The organism is Bradyrhizobium sp. Mp19 (assembly GCF_029952935.1).
Classification (GTDB): domain Bacteria; phylum Pseudomonadota; class Alphaproteobacteria; order Rhizobiales; family Xanthobacteraceae; genus Bradyrhizobium; species Bradyrhizobium elkanii.
Map to the genome: position 1 here is coordinate 1 of NZ_JASAUT010000035.1, position 15105 is coordinate 15105.

At 64.0% G+C, this 15105-nt stretch carries 14 protein-coding genes; 8 read left to right on the forward strand and 6 right to left on the reverse strand.

From position 1 onward, the window contains the following. Positions 1-55 precede the first annotated feature (55 nt). Positions 56-3205, reverse strand: coding sequence for a BREX-1 system adenine-specific DNA-methyltransferase PglX (gene pglX / locus QJT82_RS30115; protein WP_281446665.1), 3150 nt, complete (start codon positions 3203-3205; stop codon positions 56-58). Positions 3206-3209: 4 nt separating this feature from the next. Here pglX and QJT82_RS30120 point away from each other — a divergent pair, with 4 nt between their 5' ends. Then, positions 3210-3488 (forward strand): hypothetical protein, encoded by a 279-nt coding sequence (locus QJT82_RS30120; RefSeq protein WP_155258458.1) that lies wholly within the window; start codon positions 3210-3212, stop codon positions 3486-3488. On the opposite strand, the gene brxC is transcribed toward QJT82_RS30120, so the two are convergent. From brxC to QJT82_RS30145, 5 genes are read right to left on the reverse strand one after another with little or no spacing between them, the layout of a single operon-like run. After that, positions 3481-7011, reverse strand: a complete 3531-nt coding sequence (gene brxC / locus QJT82_RS30125) for a BREX system P-loop protein BrxC (protein ID WP_245288697.1) — start codon at positions 7009-7011, stop codon at positions 3481-3483. The genes QJT82_RS30120 and brxC overlap by 8 nt on opposite strands. A 12-nt stretch (positions 7012-7023) precedes the next feature. Next, the gene (locus QJT82_RS30130; protein ID WP_028340344.1) at positions 7024-7599 is read right to left on the reverse strand and encodes a BREX protein BrxB domain-containing protein; all 576 of its coding nucleotides are present in this window, start codon (positions 7597-7599) and stop codon (positions 7024-7026) included. Then, a complete protein-coding gene (locus QJT82_RS30135) occupies positions 7596-8366 on the reverse strand; it encodes a BrxA family protein (protein WP_028340343.1) in 771 nt (256 codons plus the stop codon). The genes QJT82_RS30130 and QJT82_RS30135 overlap by 4 nt, the downstream gene beginning before the upstream one ends. Then, positions 8363-8941, reverse strand: a complete 579-nt coding sequence (locus QJT82_RS30140) for a BrxE family protein (RefSeq protein ID WP_028340342.1) — start codon at positions 8939-8941, stop codon at positions 8363-8365. Before QJT82_RS30140 ends, QJT82_RS30135 begins: the two co-directional genes overlap by 4 nt. Before the next feature lie 8 nt (positions 8942-8949). Continuing rightward, on the reverse strand, positions 8950-9147 hold the full coding sequence (locus QJT82_RS30145; protein WP_028340341.1) for a hypothetical protein: 198 nt from the start codon (positions 9145-9147) through the stop codon (positions 8950-8952). A gap of 273 nt (positions 9148-9420) precedes the next feature. On the opposite strand from QJT82_RS30145, the gene QJT82_RS30150 reads away from it, so the two are divergent. The 7 genes from QJT82_RS30150 (at position 9421) to QJT82_RS30180 (ending at position 14625) form a co-directional block, all read left to right on the forward strand. Next, the gene (locus QJT82_RS30150; RefSeq protein ID WP_051447837.1) at positions 9421-9966 is read left to right on the forward strand and encodes a hypothetical protein; all 546 of its coding nucleotides are present in this window, start codon (positions 9421-9423) and stop codon (positions 9964-9966) included. A gap of 1 nt (position 9967) precedes the next feature. Then, positions 9968-10501, forward strand: coding sequence for a hypothetical protein (locus QJT82_RS30155; protein ID WP_155258457.1), 534 nt, complete (start codon positions 9968-9970; stop codon positions 10499-10501). Between the two features lie 2 nt (positions 10502-10503). After that, on the forward strand, positions 10504-10698 hold the full coding sequence (locus tag QJT82_RS30160; RefSeq protein ID WP_155258456.1) for a hypothetical protein: 195 nt from the start codon (positions 10504-10506) through the stop codon (positions 10696-10698). Between the two features lies 1 nt (position 10699). Further along, a complete protein-coding gene (locus QJT82_RS30165) occupies positions 10700-11551 on the forward strand; it encodes a metallophosphoesterase (RefSeq protein ID WP_028340339.1) in 852 nt (283 codons plus the stop codon). 85 nt (positions 11552-11636) lie between these two features. After that, on the forward strand, positions 11637-12227 hold the full coding sequence (locus QJT82_RS30170; protein ID WP_035631439.1) for a hypothetical protein: 591 nt from the start codon (positions 11637-11639) through the stop codon (positions 12225-12227). Beyond that, complete coding sequence (locus QJT82_RS30175) at positions 12224-14365, forward strand: AAA family ATPase (RefSeq protein ID WP_051447836.1); 2142 nt, start codon at positions 12224-12226, stop codon at positions 14363-14365. Before QJT82_RS30170 ends, QJT82_RS30175 begins: the two co-directional genes overlap by 4 nt. Further along, positions 14359-14625 carry a hypothetical protein gene (locus QJT82_RS30180; RefSeq protein ID WP_028340337.1) on the forward strand — a complete coding sequence of 89 codons (267 nt, stop codon included), beginning with the start codon at positions 14359-14361 and terminating at the stop codon, positions 14623-14625. The genes QJT82_RS30175 and QJT82_RS30180 overlap by 7 nt, the downstream gene beginning before the upstream one ends. The last annotated feature ends 480 nt before the right edge of the window (positions 14626-15105 follow it).

Sequence of the window (15105 nt, forward strand, 5' to 3'; positions counted from 1 at the left end):
CAGCGCGCATTCTCTCGCCCCCGAATCAACACGTAGGCAAGAGAATCACGTGGCGCTATTTAGGTACAGACCCTAACACGATCGACATCGTGTCTGACGTGAATCGATGCACGTACAGCCAAACTGAATAGCTCGCCGAGGAAGTGCCTAGTTGCCAATAGATTGGCGCCTTGCGCCGGCTCCGCGAGTACATCTTGATATGTTGCGCAAAGAACTCTTGCGCGAGCGTGCGTCGCACCTGCTCAGGCTCGCCGACATCGCACTGCACCGCGTCACACACCTCACCAATTCGGTCGACGATATCATCCGGATGACCCACGTCATCGGCGAGTATGCCGCGGCCTTCTCCGAAGGCGGATGCATTGTCCTGGAGCATGCCCGGGCTCCTTGCTCGAAGTGGAGCGTTTGGATCCACAGCAGGAGACTCACGCAGGGGAGTTGCGGCGCGGATGTCGAAGCGGCCCAAGGCCACGCCAACTAGCCACGAAAGTCGCCGGAGGTCGTCCGAACTTTCTTCCGACGGTTCGCCGACGTCGTCATCCCCGTCCTCTTCGGCTTCAGTCAGGCCAGATGCCCGTCCGATCTCCGAGAGAAGAAACGCCACGGACGGGGCTCCGATATTTAGGGCACTTGCCACGAGGTCATTGCATTCCGGCACCAAGGGGGGAGTATCGGCTTGGCACAGCGGCGCGCGGCTAAAGAGTCGCTCGGTCTCGTCGTACTGCAACTGTGCGATGTAGCCCCGAACTTTCGTGAAATAATTGCCGACAAGTTGCCGCTTTGCTCCGGCGTCCAGATCAGGTGTGGGAATGTTTGACACATATCCGACCTCGATCTTCCGCGGGGATGTGATCAAGCCCAGCAACGACCGCGCCACGTCAGACGCCAGATATTCCGGAATCCAAGCGTCATTAACAGCGTCGTTCACGTAAATTGTCGGGCTGTTGCCAGAGATGATCATCCCTTCCGGCAACGGAACCGGCGAAAATTTCCTGACGCGCCTTCCGAAGGAATATCCCGGACGGAAATAATAATCCGTTGACTGAATGAGCCGCGACCATCCCGAGCCGCCATATTTGCCGTCGACCGAGGTCTTCAGCTCTCTTCCGTTCTGGCGATAATTGATTACGAACGAGGTATCTACAAACAATCTTGCAGAAGCGCCGCCCTTCGCGATCGGACACCAAAAACGATCAGTGTACGTCATCTGCTCATACTGAGCAGGAGCCGTTCCGGGTGAGGCTGTCAGCAATCGATCTGGAGATACTTCCCACCAAAGCCTAACGAAACGCTGATCGTCGCCAGTCTCCAATCCCTGGCGCACTACGGCCCAATCGGACAAACTGGGGGCTGCAGCGAAGGCCGCAAGTGCGTCGTTCGGAGCCCAGTACGCGATTTGCTTGCTTGGAAGCGATAGAAGATCGCTGGTGCGCACCTCGAAGCGATCAGCCGCCTCGGTATTGCGTACGAGATCTTTCAATCGCAGATCTTTGTCATTCGCATCCAACAGTCGGAACGAGATTAGCGGAGCACCTCGGTCTTTTTCATCATCCAGCCGCTCCACGACATACGCAGCAGTGTCGACGGCCGCATCGAGCACGCCGCCGCCTAAGTCCGCGAGCAGCGTCGGCTTAGCGCTTGAGAAGAATACTTTGTTCCTCCAGTTCTTCGACTGGCCGAGAAACAGGCCGGTGCGGCTTGTAATCGCCCCCACGCAACCACGGTCGGCAGCCAAAGATAGCGCACGTTCCACGAAGCACTTGTATAGGTCGACCCGACGATCCGAGTACGAATTCGCCAAGAGTGGCTTTGCCTTCGCCGTTGCGTCTCCAAACGGCGGATTCATCAGAATGACGTCAAAACGGCGGTTCATGGTCTCGATGAACGCGATGCCCTGCTCGGCATCGTCTGCAAACAGCCGCCGGCGCGTCCCCTTCCCGTTGACCGCATCACTGACAAAGGCGTGCAGAGCCGAGAACATTTTGTCTTCGACCTGTTCGAAAAAGGCCGAATTGCTGATGCCAGATAGGTCAAGTTCCTGCTGCGCCTTGATCGGAGCCAAGCCTGGCAAAAACTTTTCCGCCTGAGCCTCTTGTTCCTTGTAGGCAACACGGGCTCTTTCGATCGATCGAGCCAGCGTTTGCTCGACAGGCAGCAGCGAACCCATTTCGCCAGCCAACCGCATCTCGCTAACGATTTCTTTGAACAAGTCGCCGATCATGGCAGGTTGAAGCGTCGCCGAAAATTCCTCGACTAACTTCGTATCGCCCGGCATCGGCTCCGCGATCACGACGTTCGCACGGCGAATGATGGGCCTTTCATCGCGCGAGATCTTCGCGTCCATGAAGGCCCGCTGGGCGCGCATCCAAAGGGCGAGTTGCGCGATCTGCGCGCAGCGCGGATCGATGTCGACGCCATGAAGGTTATGTCGAAGGATCAGGCCGGGCATCGCCAACTTGAGGGCGTCGAGCGTGGCGTAGTCCTGTCGAAGCGTCCTGCCCGTCGCGCTCGAGGCTGGCGAGGTCTCGTCGTTCCAAGCCTCTTCGTAGATCAGCAGCAGCAGCGCGAAGCAGTAGAGCAGAAAATGGCCCGAGCCGCAGGCCGGATCCAGAATCCGCAGATCGCGAGGGTCTTTCTTGGCCGGAATGGACGGCTCCGTGGTGCCGTCCGAAGTCTTCACCATGTACTCGCAGGTCTCGGCGAGGCCGGTACGCCCGTCGCGCATCTTGTGCCAGATGCGTCCGAGCGTGTTGTCGGTCAGGAACTGCACCACGTAGGAAGGCGTGAAGAACTGGTTGCGGATCGCAAGCTCGCGGCTGTTGCGCGGCGCCGCACTCTCGTCGCGCATCTGGCGACGCTCCTCGCCGGAGTTGAAGAACTGGTAGATCCAGCCGATCGTTTCGTCTTCCTTCCAAACCTCTTTGAGGTCGGCGCCGTTCAGGATCTCGAGGATTTCGTCGAAGGTCGCCTTCTTGGGCCAGAGGACGGAGGCAGGATCCCGGCGGTCGAACAGGACCTTCACCTCGGTGGAAAGTTCATCGAAAATGCTTTCGATGTAGAACCGGTAGCCGGCGCCGTCGGCGGTTTTCAGGGCCGGGGCCAGACCGCAGAATTCCGTGAAGCCGATCGAATTCTCGCCGCGGGTGATGCATTCCTGGACCAGCCCGCGCGGCTCGAGCATCTTGAGGGCGGCGAAACGGTTCAAGGTAGTGAAGGCGGCGTCCCCGGACGTAGTCGCGCACGGCGTCGGCCGGCTTCATGCCAGCGCGGCGCTTGTGCTCGATGGCAGCCACGACCCTGTCGCGCAGCAGGAGCTGGCGACCGGACAGATGCCGACCGCCCTCGTCGGCAACACGGCCGTCCAGACGCACGTCGAACACGCCGTCGAGCTGCTCGGCGAAGTCCTCCTGGAGGAGGCGGCGGATGCGCTGCGTGGCGCGTTCGATCGCGTTTCGGGTGTCCTTGTCCATCAGCCGGCGCTCACCTGACGATCACTTTCTTGCCCTCTCCGATGAGCCGCGAGAACTCGCCCCGGATCCCCTCCAGCGCCTGATCCAACTGCTCTTCGGTCTCGATGCCGCCCGAGAAGAACTGGCCGACCGACACGGTGGCCAGGCGCTCGCCCTCGAGGATCTTGTGCATCTTGGCGATGGCGGTCGCCAAGCGACTATCGGCCAGCTCCGCTTCTGATCGGAGGTGGCGGATCGTCTGGTTGTTCCAGTTCTTGTCCGCGCACTGTCGGAGGTGGCGCGAGACCTCGTCCCGCTGCGCCTCGTCGAGCCGTTCCCAGCCCGGCGTCTTCGTCAGCACCTCAAGGGCCCCCAGATAGGCCTTGACGCGAGCATCCAAGGCGGCGTCGTACCGCCGCTTGTACTCGGCCTTGATGGAGGCCGCCGCCGTCGAGATCGGCCCGATCTCGCGGTAGAACGTTTCCCTGCCCAGCAGGTCGCCGAGCAGTTTGCCCTGTTCCGGATAGACGCCGTCGAGGTCCGGTTCCTCCGCCAAGACGGGGACGAGCTGAGTGGCAGAGCGGGCTTCGGCAATCGTCTTCAGCGCCGCGTCGTTGAGGGCCGCAGCCAGATCGGAACCGCGCTTGATCGCATCCTTCAGGCTCTTGTGCGAGGCGTTGAAGGTGAGGATGGCGTTCTCTTCGTTGCCCTTCCGGATGGCCCGCATCTGGTTGACGGCACTTTCGAGGACGTCGGCGCCCGGGAGCTGGGCCGACCGCATCGTACCGAGAACGCCATCGAGGCCCTCTTCGTGGCGCTCGACCGCCGTGCGGATCTCGGCCGCGATCGGGCCCGGCGCCAGCTCCTTGACCTCGTCGCCGAACGTATCGCGATAGTTCTCCCCGGCTTCGGCAAGCACGGCGAAGTCGATGCCCTTTTTGGGCCGGAAGCTCGCGGCACGGAACGTGTTGTTGCCGGAGAAGCAGTCCTTGGCCGCGGTCGTGGTCGCCTGGTCGATCACTTGTCCCTTCGACGTCGCCTCGATCTTCCCCGCCCTGAGCAGGGAAAGGGTGAGGAGGCGCACGACGTCGAAGTCCCAGCCGAAGGGCGGCTTCAGAAATTCGTCCTCGAGATACTTGCCGGTCACCTGCTCGCCGTAGGCGGCCCGCTCTTCGATCTTCGTGAGGATCTCCGACAGCGGCACCACGTCCGTCCGGAACACCCTCTTGTTCTGCTCGTCGCGCAGCAGCTCAAGATGCGAGAACACGTTGGGCAGGCCCGCGAGGTTTTCCGCGGTGAGAAGGGCGTCGATGCCCTTGGTGACGTCGGTCTTCTTGGCGGAAGCTTCCGAGAAGCGGTTGTAGACGTCGGGCAACACCTGCTGCAGCACGCCCGTCACCGCCTTCGCGACGTCGGTGACGGCGCCGCCGGGGCTGCGATCGTTGCCGCGGAAGTACACTTTGCCGGCCAGGCAGGCCGTCTTAAGACGGCGCCCGAGCTCCTGCAGGTAATTGCGGTGACGGACCTTTTCCTCGGCGATGAGCGCGGTCTCGTCGGCGGTCGGGGCGCCGCGCCCCTTGCGCTTGATCATCTCGTCCGAGCGAAAGGCCTCGCGCATCTCGCGCTTGATGTCCTGGTCGAGCGCGATGCTCCAGAAGACGTCCTTCTGATCCATCTGGCTGCGCTTACGCAGGTTTTCCGCTTCGACGAGTGCCTGCTCCGCGCTATCGGCGAGATCGAGATGAAAGGAGACGTCGCCGGCGACCTCTTCGTTGCCGCCGACCATCAAGCCGGCCTTGAACGTCTTGGCGTCGCCCAGCGTGAAGCCAGGCTGCGGGGCCCAGAAGCCGGCGAGGACCGAGGCGTAGAGGCGCCGTTCGTCCGCCTTCTTGGGTTCGATGGACGCCCGGATGTTATCCCAGTCGTCTTCGGCCGGCGTCGGGATTCGGTAGCCACCATCGCCTTGACGGACCATGTGCGCGGACTCGAGCTGGATCAGGGCCTCGCGGACCTCGGTCAGCCTCGAATCGGCGTCCACGCGATCGACCAATCCCGCGGCGATGTTCTCCGGCGTCCGATGGACCGTCCGGACGAACTGCAGCAGGCACACGACCTTCGCGACGGCCTGGGCCAGGGGATGCTGAACCTTCTCGGGAATGGAGATGATCTTGGCGCGGATGTCGGAATTGATGTTGCCTTCGACCAGATCGTAGACCTGGTCGAGACGCACCAGAGCGCCGATGGTCGCGTCGGCAATCTTGGTGGCCGGGTTGATCAGGAGCTGCTGGGCGAGCTTGATGATCGTCCGGTTCGCGCCGCCGACGTGCTTGCTGGCGCCGCCCTGCATCCGCAGTCCGGAGACGATGTCGATGATCAGGTCGATCTGATAGGGCAGCAGCGGATAGAGGTCGACGAACCGTTCCCGGGACAGCGACGGCAAGGAGACGTCGGCGGTGATCTTGGAATTCAGATCGAGGCGGGCGCGATTGTCGTCGTAGAGCTTGCCGAGGGCGGTCTCCGCAGCGGCGTTCTTCGCCAGCACGCGGCGGCTGGTGACCTCGGAGATGTCGGACGGCTCGAGATGGACCTGGAGCGGAAAGCGATCCATCAGCTTCGGCAGCTCGATCCTGCGGTCGTCGAGGCCGCTGACGACCTCGCTCAACCGCTCCTGGGAGGTGACCGCGATCCAATATTTGCCGCGGCCCTTGACCCCGAGCTGCTGCACGATGGCCTGCAGGTCGAGCATCTTCTGGGTGTCCCTGGCGACGAACTGACCCACCTCGTCGACGACGAAGATGAGCGAGTGTCCCGGCTTGCGGCGCTTCATCAGCTCCACGATCCGGTCGGCAAGCCGGCCGGGAGTAATGTCGATCTTCGGACGCCCCTTCGACCACGAATCCGCCATCGGGTACGTGGCCGGCTCGAGCTTATGCAGCACGGCGCTCGCCTGGTTGAGGGCGAAGATCGGCAGGTTCTTCTGCGTGTCCCACGACTTCCCGTGAAGCTCCTGGAACACCTGCTTGAACTCGTCGAGGCGCCCCTCGGTCTCAAGGGCGATCTCCAGCTCAGCGGGATCGATCTCCTTGGCGTAGCCCAGGCTCGCCAAGAACAACCGGTACATGATCTCGGTCAGCATCTGATTGCCGGACCGGATGCCCCTGTCGGTCGAGACGTCGAAAATAACGGTATGCGTCGGGATCTTCTCGTTGATGGTCTTGAGCACGACCGACAGCTTCGGGTCGCCGGCGCGCGCCGCAAAGCGCTCTGCGGCCGGCACTCCGAGGATGTCGCGATCCTCGATCGCGAGGCCCAGCACCTTGGCGAAGCTCGACTTGCCGGATCCGAAGAAGCCGGAGATCCAGATCGCGACGCCCTCATGGGGCTTCTGGGGGGTCTCCTGGTAACGCTCCAGAACGTGGACGTAGTGCTTCTTGATGGCGTCGGTGACGACGTACTCGTCGATTTCGGATGCGATGATCTCGGACGACGTCTGGTCGACCTTGATGACTTCCTCGATCTGCCGAGTGATGTCGCTTGCGAACAGTGATGCGATCTTGGCCACGTTAGTCATTCCTCAGAAGATCTTCGGTCGATAGTTATGCTCGGCGTCGAGTTCGCCCATGAAGCGAAGGCCCGAGGCTCCGTCGAGGTCGCCCGGATAGAACAGGATGGTCGGCACGTGCACCCGCCCCTTGAGTTGCTCAAGCAAGGAGAAGGTCCGGTAGACCGGGTACAGCGCCCCGGTGCGCGAGATCAGGACGACATCCTTCTTCGGGTCCGGATCGGTGGGCATGCGGGTCGCGACGAGATCCACTAGAGGCGCATATTCCTCGAGGATGTTAGTGATGGTCTGGATGGTCTCCTCGACCGTTCCCGACCGCTCCGCTTCGTACCAGTCCTCAAGGGGGCGCTGCGAGGTCATGGCCTCGGATAGGCATTCCGCCAGCGAGATGCGCGTCACCCGCTTGCCCTTCTGGGTCAGCCGCGTGGCCAGCATCGTCAGCTCCCGCCGCAGCGGGTACTCCTGCTCCGGATCGTACCGGAAAAGCGCGTAGGGCATATCGTGATAGGCGCTAATCTTGGCGCGCGGGTCCGCGGCCGCCAGATGCGGCTCCAAATCGTTCCTCAAGCGCTTCTCGAAATCGGTCATGCCGCAACCCTCTCGGCGCATTCCAATGCGCTCTTAAACGGGAGCCCCACCTGGGCGACGTTGCCCGCCACTTCGTAGTTGAGCCGCTTGTACTGGTGGAGCCGCAAGAGGGCGACATGGACATCGGTCGGAGCCATGTAAGCGAGGCGCCAAAGCCGGCTGGAGAGCATCTTCGTGCTGTTGCCCTCCAGTTCGCTGATCATGTGGGCATAGAACATCGTCACGTCGTCGCTCATGGCGATCGAGGCGAACGTCTTGGCGGGGCCGTCGCCGGCCAGCATGCCGAGATCAACGGCCATCCTCAGCAGATCGCGGGCGCTCCGAAGCTGGCCGTACTCTGAAAGCGGCTTCGCCTTCGGACCGCGTGCCGCGGCGGCCTTTTCGAAGACCGGGCGTACGTCCTCGGAGCGGATCTGATAACGCCCCTTTTCGTGCTCGTTGAAGAGCCACCCCGTCGCGAAATCATGGAACGGCTGCTCCGTGGCCCCGATCCACAGACGCAGGCAGTCTCGCCAGTCGACGAGGGGCATGCCCCTCTTGGCGAGAGCGATCAAAGGGCGCACGGGCTCGATGTCGCGCAGACGGCGCTTGAGCGTGACGCTGACCTCCCGCTCCCATCCGGCGGTCTTGTGCCTTCCGGAAAGCGCAGACTTGATGTTCTCGGCGACCGACAAGCCGTCGCCCCAAGCCGCGAACAGCTCATAGGTCTCTTGGACCAGTACGCCCTTCCGCAGGAGGCGCTGCGACCACTCGGGGCGGATCTTCATGCGTCGGCCTTCCGCGCATAGGGGACGACCAGGTTGCCGGGCGCGCTTGAGGAGAACGACAGCGCCAACGAGGCGACGGTACGCCGGCGCCCCTCGAACTTATCCGGAATCTGGATCGACCGGCCGTCGGACGACTTCTTGATCTTGGCGTGGGCCTCGATCTCCGCCTCCGTGACCAGCTCGAAGTCCTTCAGCGCGGCTGCAACGTCGGTGGACTTCAACCCCGCGACGCGCTCGAAGAACGGCTGCCAGGCCCCGGCGGCGTCGAGCCAGCCCTCCCAGATCGAATCCAGGCGGTCTTCCAGATCGTCCGTCAAGCGCCAGAGATTGACCGACCCCGGCGGGTCGAAGATCTCCGCGCAGCGGGCGGCCGCGATCATCTGCACCGACTTCGCCTGGGCGAAATAGTGGGTCCGGGGAAAGCCGCGCCGCAGCACGATCACGCCCTGGCGCCCGAGCTGCCCCTGCGAATTCCACCAGCGGGCGCAGTCCATCTCGCCTAGGCGCGCCACGACTGTCCTCAGCCTCATCAGCCAAGCGAGATCGATGTCGTTGTAGGTGTCGGCGGCCCCCATATCGACCGCTACCGCTTTCCGGCGCGATGCCGCTCGAGCCATTCCTTGGCGGCGGTTTCCAGCACCTGCGACGCGGTCCTGTCCAGTTCGGCGGCCGCGACCTTTATGGACCGGATTACGTCCGGATCCATCGACGACAGGAACTGCTTTTTTTCCCCGTCCGGAGGCTTTCTTCCCCTTTTTGCTGCCGATTTCTTTTCCGCCATTACCCTGCCCGCGCGTTGTGCGTCCCAAGGAATCGTCCCATGGGTTGCGGGTTGCAGCAAGAGTCTGAGACCGGCGACCAGCCTTTTTCCCCGTCAATCGGCGGCTTTTTATCGATCCCAAAACGGAACATCCCTCTGAAATAGCGACAATTTTGCCGCGGCGGAAGCGCGATCCTTATCGACCTATATGAAATAGGTCTATCTAGACTATTGACTCTGGTTAAATGTTCCCGTTATGTTCTGTGCATAACGGTTGCGTTGTTGAGGTCGGTGATGTCGGGCGTCGTTGGAAATTGGAGGGTCGAGCTCATCGAGGCTCACCGCGACCACTTCGCTCCGCCGGCCGACACGCCGCTCGCGGCCCAGGGCGCTCCCGAGTGCGGCGAAGGCTGGCGCGACCTGCTGGACCGGATGTGCGTCCGGATCCGGGCGGCGGTCCAGTCCGGCGGTGGCACCTTCAAGTTCAGCCAGATCAAGGAGAAGTACGGCACTCTGAGGGTCTACTGGTCCGGCGCCCTGTCTCCGGAAGCGACCGCCTTGGTCGAGGAGGCGATCGCCCTGGCGGAAGCCCGCAGCGCCACGAGCTGCGAGGTCTGCGGCGAGCCGGGCCGCCTTTACGGCGACGGCTGGCTGACGACCCGCTGCGCCGCCCATGCGGAGGGCCGAGCGCCCGTCGAGGTCCGGCCTGGGTTCGAGAACATCCATATCGTCAGCTACGTGGCCGGCGACGAGGGCCGGGTCACCTGTCGGCGCTACGACCGCGAGAGCGACACCTTCACGGAGGTCGATCCCGCCTCTCTCGAAATCGGGGAGCATTGAGATGGCTATGGACTGGAAGCGCGACCTCATGCTCTGGCATCCGCGTCTGTTTCTCACGATGGCAGAAGAGCCCAGCCGTTCGTTCGGCTACCCGCATTGCGAGCGCGGATGGCAGGACATTCTGATGCGGCTGTGCCGCCGGATCGAAATCGCGCTGCGCGACGGCGAGACCTTCGAATTCGTCCGCGTCAAGCAGAAGATGGGCATCCTGCGGGTCGATTGGGACGCCGAGTCCTCGAAGGAGACCGAGGCGAAGCTCGGCCATGCGGTCGATCTCGCCGTCGCCCGCTCCGCCTGCACCTGCGAGATCTGCGGCTCCGACGGCCGGCTCTACGACAACAAGGGCTGGCTCGGAACGCGCTGTGCGCAGCACGCGGCGGGCGACCCGGTGCCGCCCAGATACGGATATGGCTTCGAGAACGTGCGCCGTCTGCGCCGGTGGCGCGGCCAGGCCGACGTCTACTACGCGCGCTACGACCGCGAGACCGACACCTTGACCGAGGTGCCGCCGCCGTCCGCGAGCCGGGAGGGATAGCGATGGCCAGATTCCGCTGTAGCGCCTGCGGCCATGACGGCGAAGTGACCTACGACCCGAAGCGCCACGCCTGCCCGCGCTGCGGCTCGTCCGAAGTCGTGTTCGCGCTTCCCATCGACGAACTGCCCGACGAGCTCGTCGAGGCAGTGGTTTCGGCCGAGCCTCTCGACGACCATCCGAAGAACGAGGATCGCTGACATGCGGCTCTGGATCCTCTCCGACCTGCATCTGGAATTGACGCGCGGCTGGGACCTGCCGTCCGGAGACGCGCGGCCGGATTTCGACGTGATGGTCGTCGCCGGCGACCTGATCCCGCGCATGGAAAGAGGCGTGAAGTGGCTGCTCGAGCGCGTGCCCGATCAGCCGGTGATCTATGTGGCCGGAAATCACGAAGCGTACGGCACCGACATCGACCGCACGCTGGAGAAGGCCAAGGCAGCCGCCGCCGGCACGAACGTGCACGTGCTCGAAAACGGGTGCGTCCGGATCGGCGTGGAGCCTCGTGATGTCCGACATCATGAGCATTCTGTCGACGTGACTTTCGCAGGCTGCACGCTCTGGACCGACTTCGGGATCAACGGGGACGCCCATCGCGCCATGACGGTCGCGGCCGAGCGCATGAACGACTTCAAGAAGATCCGGATGTCGGCCTACCGGCAGCGTTTCCTGCCGCACCACGCGCTTACTCGCCACTTCAAATCGATAGCATTTCTAAAGGCCGAGATGCGCAGGCCGCGCGAGGGCAAGCTGGTCGTGATCAGCCATCACGGTCCGATCCCCGCACCCCGCGGATCGGGCGAAGATCCCGCGCTCGACCCAGCTTTCAGGAGCGATCTTAGGCGGCTGATGTCGCCGGCGCCGGACGACGGCCGCGGCGCGCTGCGGCCGGCTGACCTCTGGATCTACGGCCATACCCACGAATCCTTCGACGCGGTGATCGGCGAGACGACGCGCGTCGTGTCGAACGCCAAGGGCTACGGCCCCTGGCCGGGGCAGATGCCCGCCTGGGACAACGCCGACTTCGATCCGAACTTCGTTATCGAAATCTAACCGAGGGGACGGCCATGACCGACGTCGACAACCAGAAGCGCACCGAAGCCACCCTGCCCGTCAACCAGGTTTCGAGTGTTTCGACATGCGTATCCGCAGGCTCCTCAGGGGCCGATCCGACTTCTTCGTTTCCGCCAAGGCACTTGCCCCGATCCCGGCGCGACATCCTGCTCTTCGAGCGGGTCTCATCCAGGCGTCGCTCGATCCCCAGGTTCGAACGATTGGTCACGTTGCGACCGCACATGTTGCGTCCGTACCGGTAGATCTCGACGCCGTCGTCCTGACGCGCGACGACGGCCGCTTCCTTCTCGACGTCGTCCCCGCGCGCAGGATCCGCGACGTCGACGAGGAGGGTCTCGTCCAGATCGCACTGCGCGATCTCGGTCTCAGGCCGTTCGTCGTCACGGCCGAGGACCTGAAGGCCGAGCCCCGCCGCACCAACGTCGACCTGGTCTGGTCGTACAACAAGCGTTTCGTCCCCGTCGGCCTACGGATCCGCATCCTGCAGGTGCTGCGCGACGACGGACCGATTGAGCTCGTCCGCCTCTTGGAGAGCATCCAGTCGGACCGCGACCCGACGCCTTCCGTGATGTCGCTCGCCTGCGACGATCTTCTCGAAATCGATTTGACGTCCGCTCCGCTCGGACCGCTTTCCCTTGTGAGGTCACGTTCATGAAGAAGTCCGTTTCCCGCCGCACTCCGAAGAAGCCCGCCATCCGCCACCGGATGGCGCCCAAGAGGCTCGTCGGCCTGGCGGGCTCGCCTAGGGCGATCTTCACGGACCGCTGCTTCGACGTCATGAACCGCAAGTTCGTCGACCTGAAGCCGCCGGCGGAAGACTTCGAAATCGAGGCCGGCGATCAGGATGAGGAGGCCGCGCCGCCCAAACCGCGGAAGCGTGGGCGGCAGTCGGCCATGACCGCGGTCATCGGCGCGGCCTTCGAGGCGGCGGTCTCGAAGGAGATCTTCCGCAAGCTGGAGCACGGCCAGGCGCTCGCGGCCATCGTGCTGGTGCCCTCGCCGGCCTGGGTCGCGCCCATGACGAACTATTTCCGCGCGACCTTCGGCGGCCGCTGGCTGCTGCAGGCCCGGGACGGCAAAAACCGCGCCCAGAACAGCGAGGTCGGGTCGGACGAGGTCTCGCGCGATTTGGCCCGGGGATTGTGCGTAGCCGGCATCTCCGCCGACGCCACGCTTCTTCCGCGCGCCTTGCTCGCCTCCGTCGACATCACGATCCGCATCGCGATGCCGACGCCGGCCGTGTTGCGGACCGCGGTCGTCCGCTTCGCCAAGCGGTCGCCGAAGGACCTTCCGCCCGGCCTCGGCATCGGTCTCGATCTGCATGAGATCGTCGCCTGCTTCCGGCCCGGATCCGGACCCGAGAAGATCGTCCGGCGGCTCCAGACCGCAACGTTCGCGTTGCGCGGCGAAGTCGTGGAGGAGCGCCTGCCGGACCTAAAGAGCGCAGTGGAGTACGGAGAAGCGAGAATTTTTGGATTACAACTTGCACGGGATATTGCGGCATTCCGCCAGGGGTCGGCCGGGTGGGGCGACCTCCAAAAGGGAATTTGCCTGGTGTCAGAGCCCGGCTGCGGGAAGTCGCTTTTCGCGCGCATTTTGGCCCGCGAGTGCGGGGTGCCCATCGTCGTTTCGAGCTGCGCCGACTGGTTCACCCAGAGTGGGTATTTGGATGACGTGATCCGATCGATGAGGTCGGTCTTCGACCGCTGTGCTGCGCTGGCGAATCCTTGCGCGATCGCCTTCCTGGACGAGGTTGACGCAATTCCGAACAGGGAGGATTTCAACTCCTCGAATTCGGGCTCCCGCAACAAGGACTACTGGCTGCCGCTGATCACCGACCTGCTTCTCAGGCTGGATAATTCGATGGGGTCGTCGTCGACGGGGTCACCGCGTCACGGCGTGATCGTGGTGGCCGCGACCAACAATCCGCATGGCGTCGATCCCGCGCTGCTGCGTCCCGGCCGCCTGGAGAAGATGGTCAAACTCGAGCGGCCGGACGCCGCGGGCGTCCAGAATATGTTGCGCTTCCACGTCGCCGGCGACTTGCCGGATCGCAATCTCTCGGAGATCGCCGCCATGATGGAGCGCTCGACGGGCGCGGAGATCATGGCTCTGGTCCGCGAGGCCCGCCGCATCGCCCGGCACGCCGGGCGGCCGCTCGCAGCGGGAGACCTCCGGGCGGCCCTGCTGACGGCGGAGAAGGTGCCGTTGAAGACGGACTGGCGCATCTGCCTTCACGAGGCGGGTCATGCGGTGACCGCGCTCGCGATCGGGTACGGTAGGGTGAGCCACTGCGTGGTGGGTGCGCGCACCGGCAGCGCCAATCGCACTCTGATCGACGCGGACACCGACGACCTGCCGACGCGCTCCGTGATCGAGGACAGGGCGACCGTGCTACTGGCCGGCCGCTCGGCGGAGCGCCTGCTCCTCAGGGACGGCCAGTCGATCGGCGCCGGAGGCGACGAGGATTCCGACATCGGCTTGGCCACGGAAGCCATCGCCTCTCTGCACTTATCCTGGGGTCTGGGCTCGACCGTCAGCTATCTCGGCAAGCGCCGCGAGGTCGTCGAGGCGGTGCGCTACGACGGCTCGCTGCGCGCTCTGGTCGAGGCCGATCTGCAGAGGCTGCAGGCGCGCGCCGACAAGATCGTGGAGGTGCATCGCGAGGCCCTCGTCGCGGTCGCGAAGGCGCTGCAGCGCCGCCGCCACCTGAGCGGCGATGCCGTCCGCGCGATCTTCGAGCAGCACCGGTCGGCCCCCGCCGTCAGCAAGAAGGAGGTGTCGGCGTGCTGATCGTGACCATCGATCTTTTGCCCGGCGGCGCCGGGCCCTTGCGCAGGACGCTCGCGACCGTGCGCATCGAGAACCTGAGCGATCTGGCCGAGATCTCCGATTACCGCGTGACCGCCATGGAGGCGCCGAGCGCGCTGACCGGTCACCCGGCCGGTATCGCCGCCACGAAAGTCCTTGCCCATCCGCGCCGCCAGCGCGTCTGGGCACTTCTCCAGAAAGCTTGCGAGGAGCTCATGAGCGTCGATTGGGTAGAACTTTAGTGATCGGTTAAAGGCCACGGCGAGCTCTTCGTGTTAGGAAGAGCGGTCATGACCATCACGATGATCACCATCCTTTCCGCACGCCCGAGGGCGATGCGCTTCGTACGCCAGGCGTAGAGCCGGTCGAGATCCGAAAGGATCCGCCGGCCCCGGCGGATGAGGTGAAGTCTCCTCGACGCGTCTTCCAGTTCGCATCGATTTCCGGCAGCCCGCCGGCCCGAGGAGTTCGCCATGATACCTCGCCTGATCGAATCCGGAGCTGATCCAGCTCGGTAATCCCGCCTTCCCGACCGCGCGATGCGTCCGGAGCGGGCCCACCCTCCCCACAACGACTGAAGCCCTCGCCACGCGGACGACGCGATGCTGAGGCTGCCCGGGCAATCGCGCCGGAACGGCCTCGCACACGGAAGAAGCGCCTTGGAGGTCTTCGGCGAACCCCACGGACGCCTCGCACGCGCGACGCTGCGCGATGTGGAGGCG

Bases quoted from the DNA above. Each gene is read 5' to 3' on its own strand.
- QJT82_RS30130 (WP_028340344.1), bottom strand. From the start codon at position 7,599: ATGACCGATTTCGAGAAGCGCTTGAGGAACGATTTGGAGCCGCATCTG.
- QJT82_RS30135 (WP_028340343.1), bottom strand. From the start codon at position 8,366: ATGAAGATCCGCCCCGAGTGGTCGCAGCGCCTCCTGCGGAAGGGCGTA.
- QJT82_RS30140 (WP_028340342.1), bottom strand. From the start codon at position 8,941: ATGGGGGCCGCCGACACCTACAACGACATCGATCTCGCTTGGCTGATG.
- QJT82_RS30145 (WP_028340341.1), bottom strand. From the start codon at position 9,147: ATGGCGGAAAAGAAATCGGCAGCAAAAAGGGGAAGAAAGCCTCCGGAC.
- QJT82_RS30150 (WP_051447837.1), top strand. From the start codon at position 9,421: ATGTCGGGCGTCGTTGGAAATTGGAGGGTCGAGCTCATCGAGGCTCAC.
- QJT82_RS30155 (WP_155258457.1), top strand. From the start codon at position 9,968: ATGGCTATGGACTGGAAGCGCGACCTCATGCTCTGGCATCCGCGTCTG.
- QJT82_RS30160 (WP_155258456.1), top strand. From the start codon at position 10,504: ATGGCCAGATTCCGCTGTAGCGCCTGCGGCCATGACGGCGAAGTGACC.
- QJT82_RS30165 (WP_028340339.1), top strand. From the start codon at position 10,700: ATGCGGCTCTGGATCCTCTCCGACCTGCATCTGGAATTGACGCGCGGC.
- QJT82_RS30170 (WP_035631439.1), top strand. From the start codon at position 11,637: ATGCGTATCCGCAGGCTCCTCAGGGGCCGATCCGACTTCTTCGTTTCC.
- QJT82_RS30175 (WP_051447836.1), top strand. From the start codon at position 12,224: ATGAAGAAGTCCGTTTCCCGCCGCACTCCGAAGAAGCCCGCCATCCGC.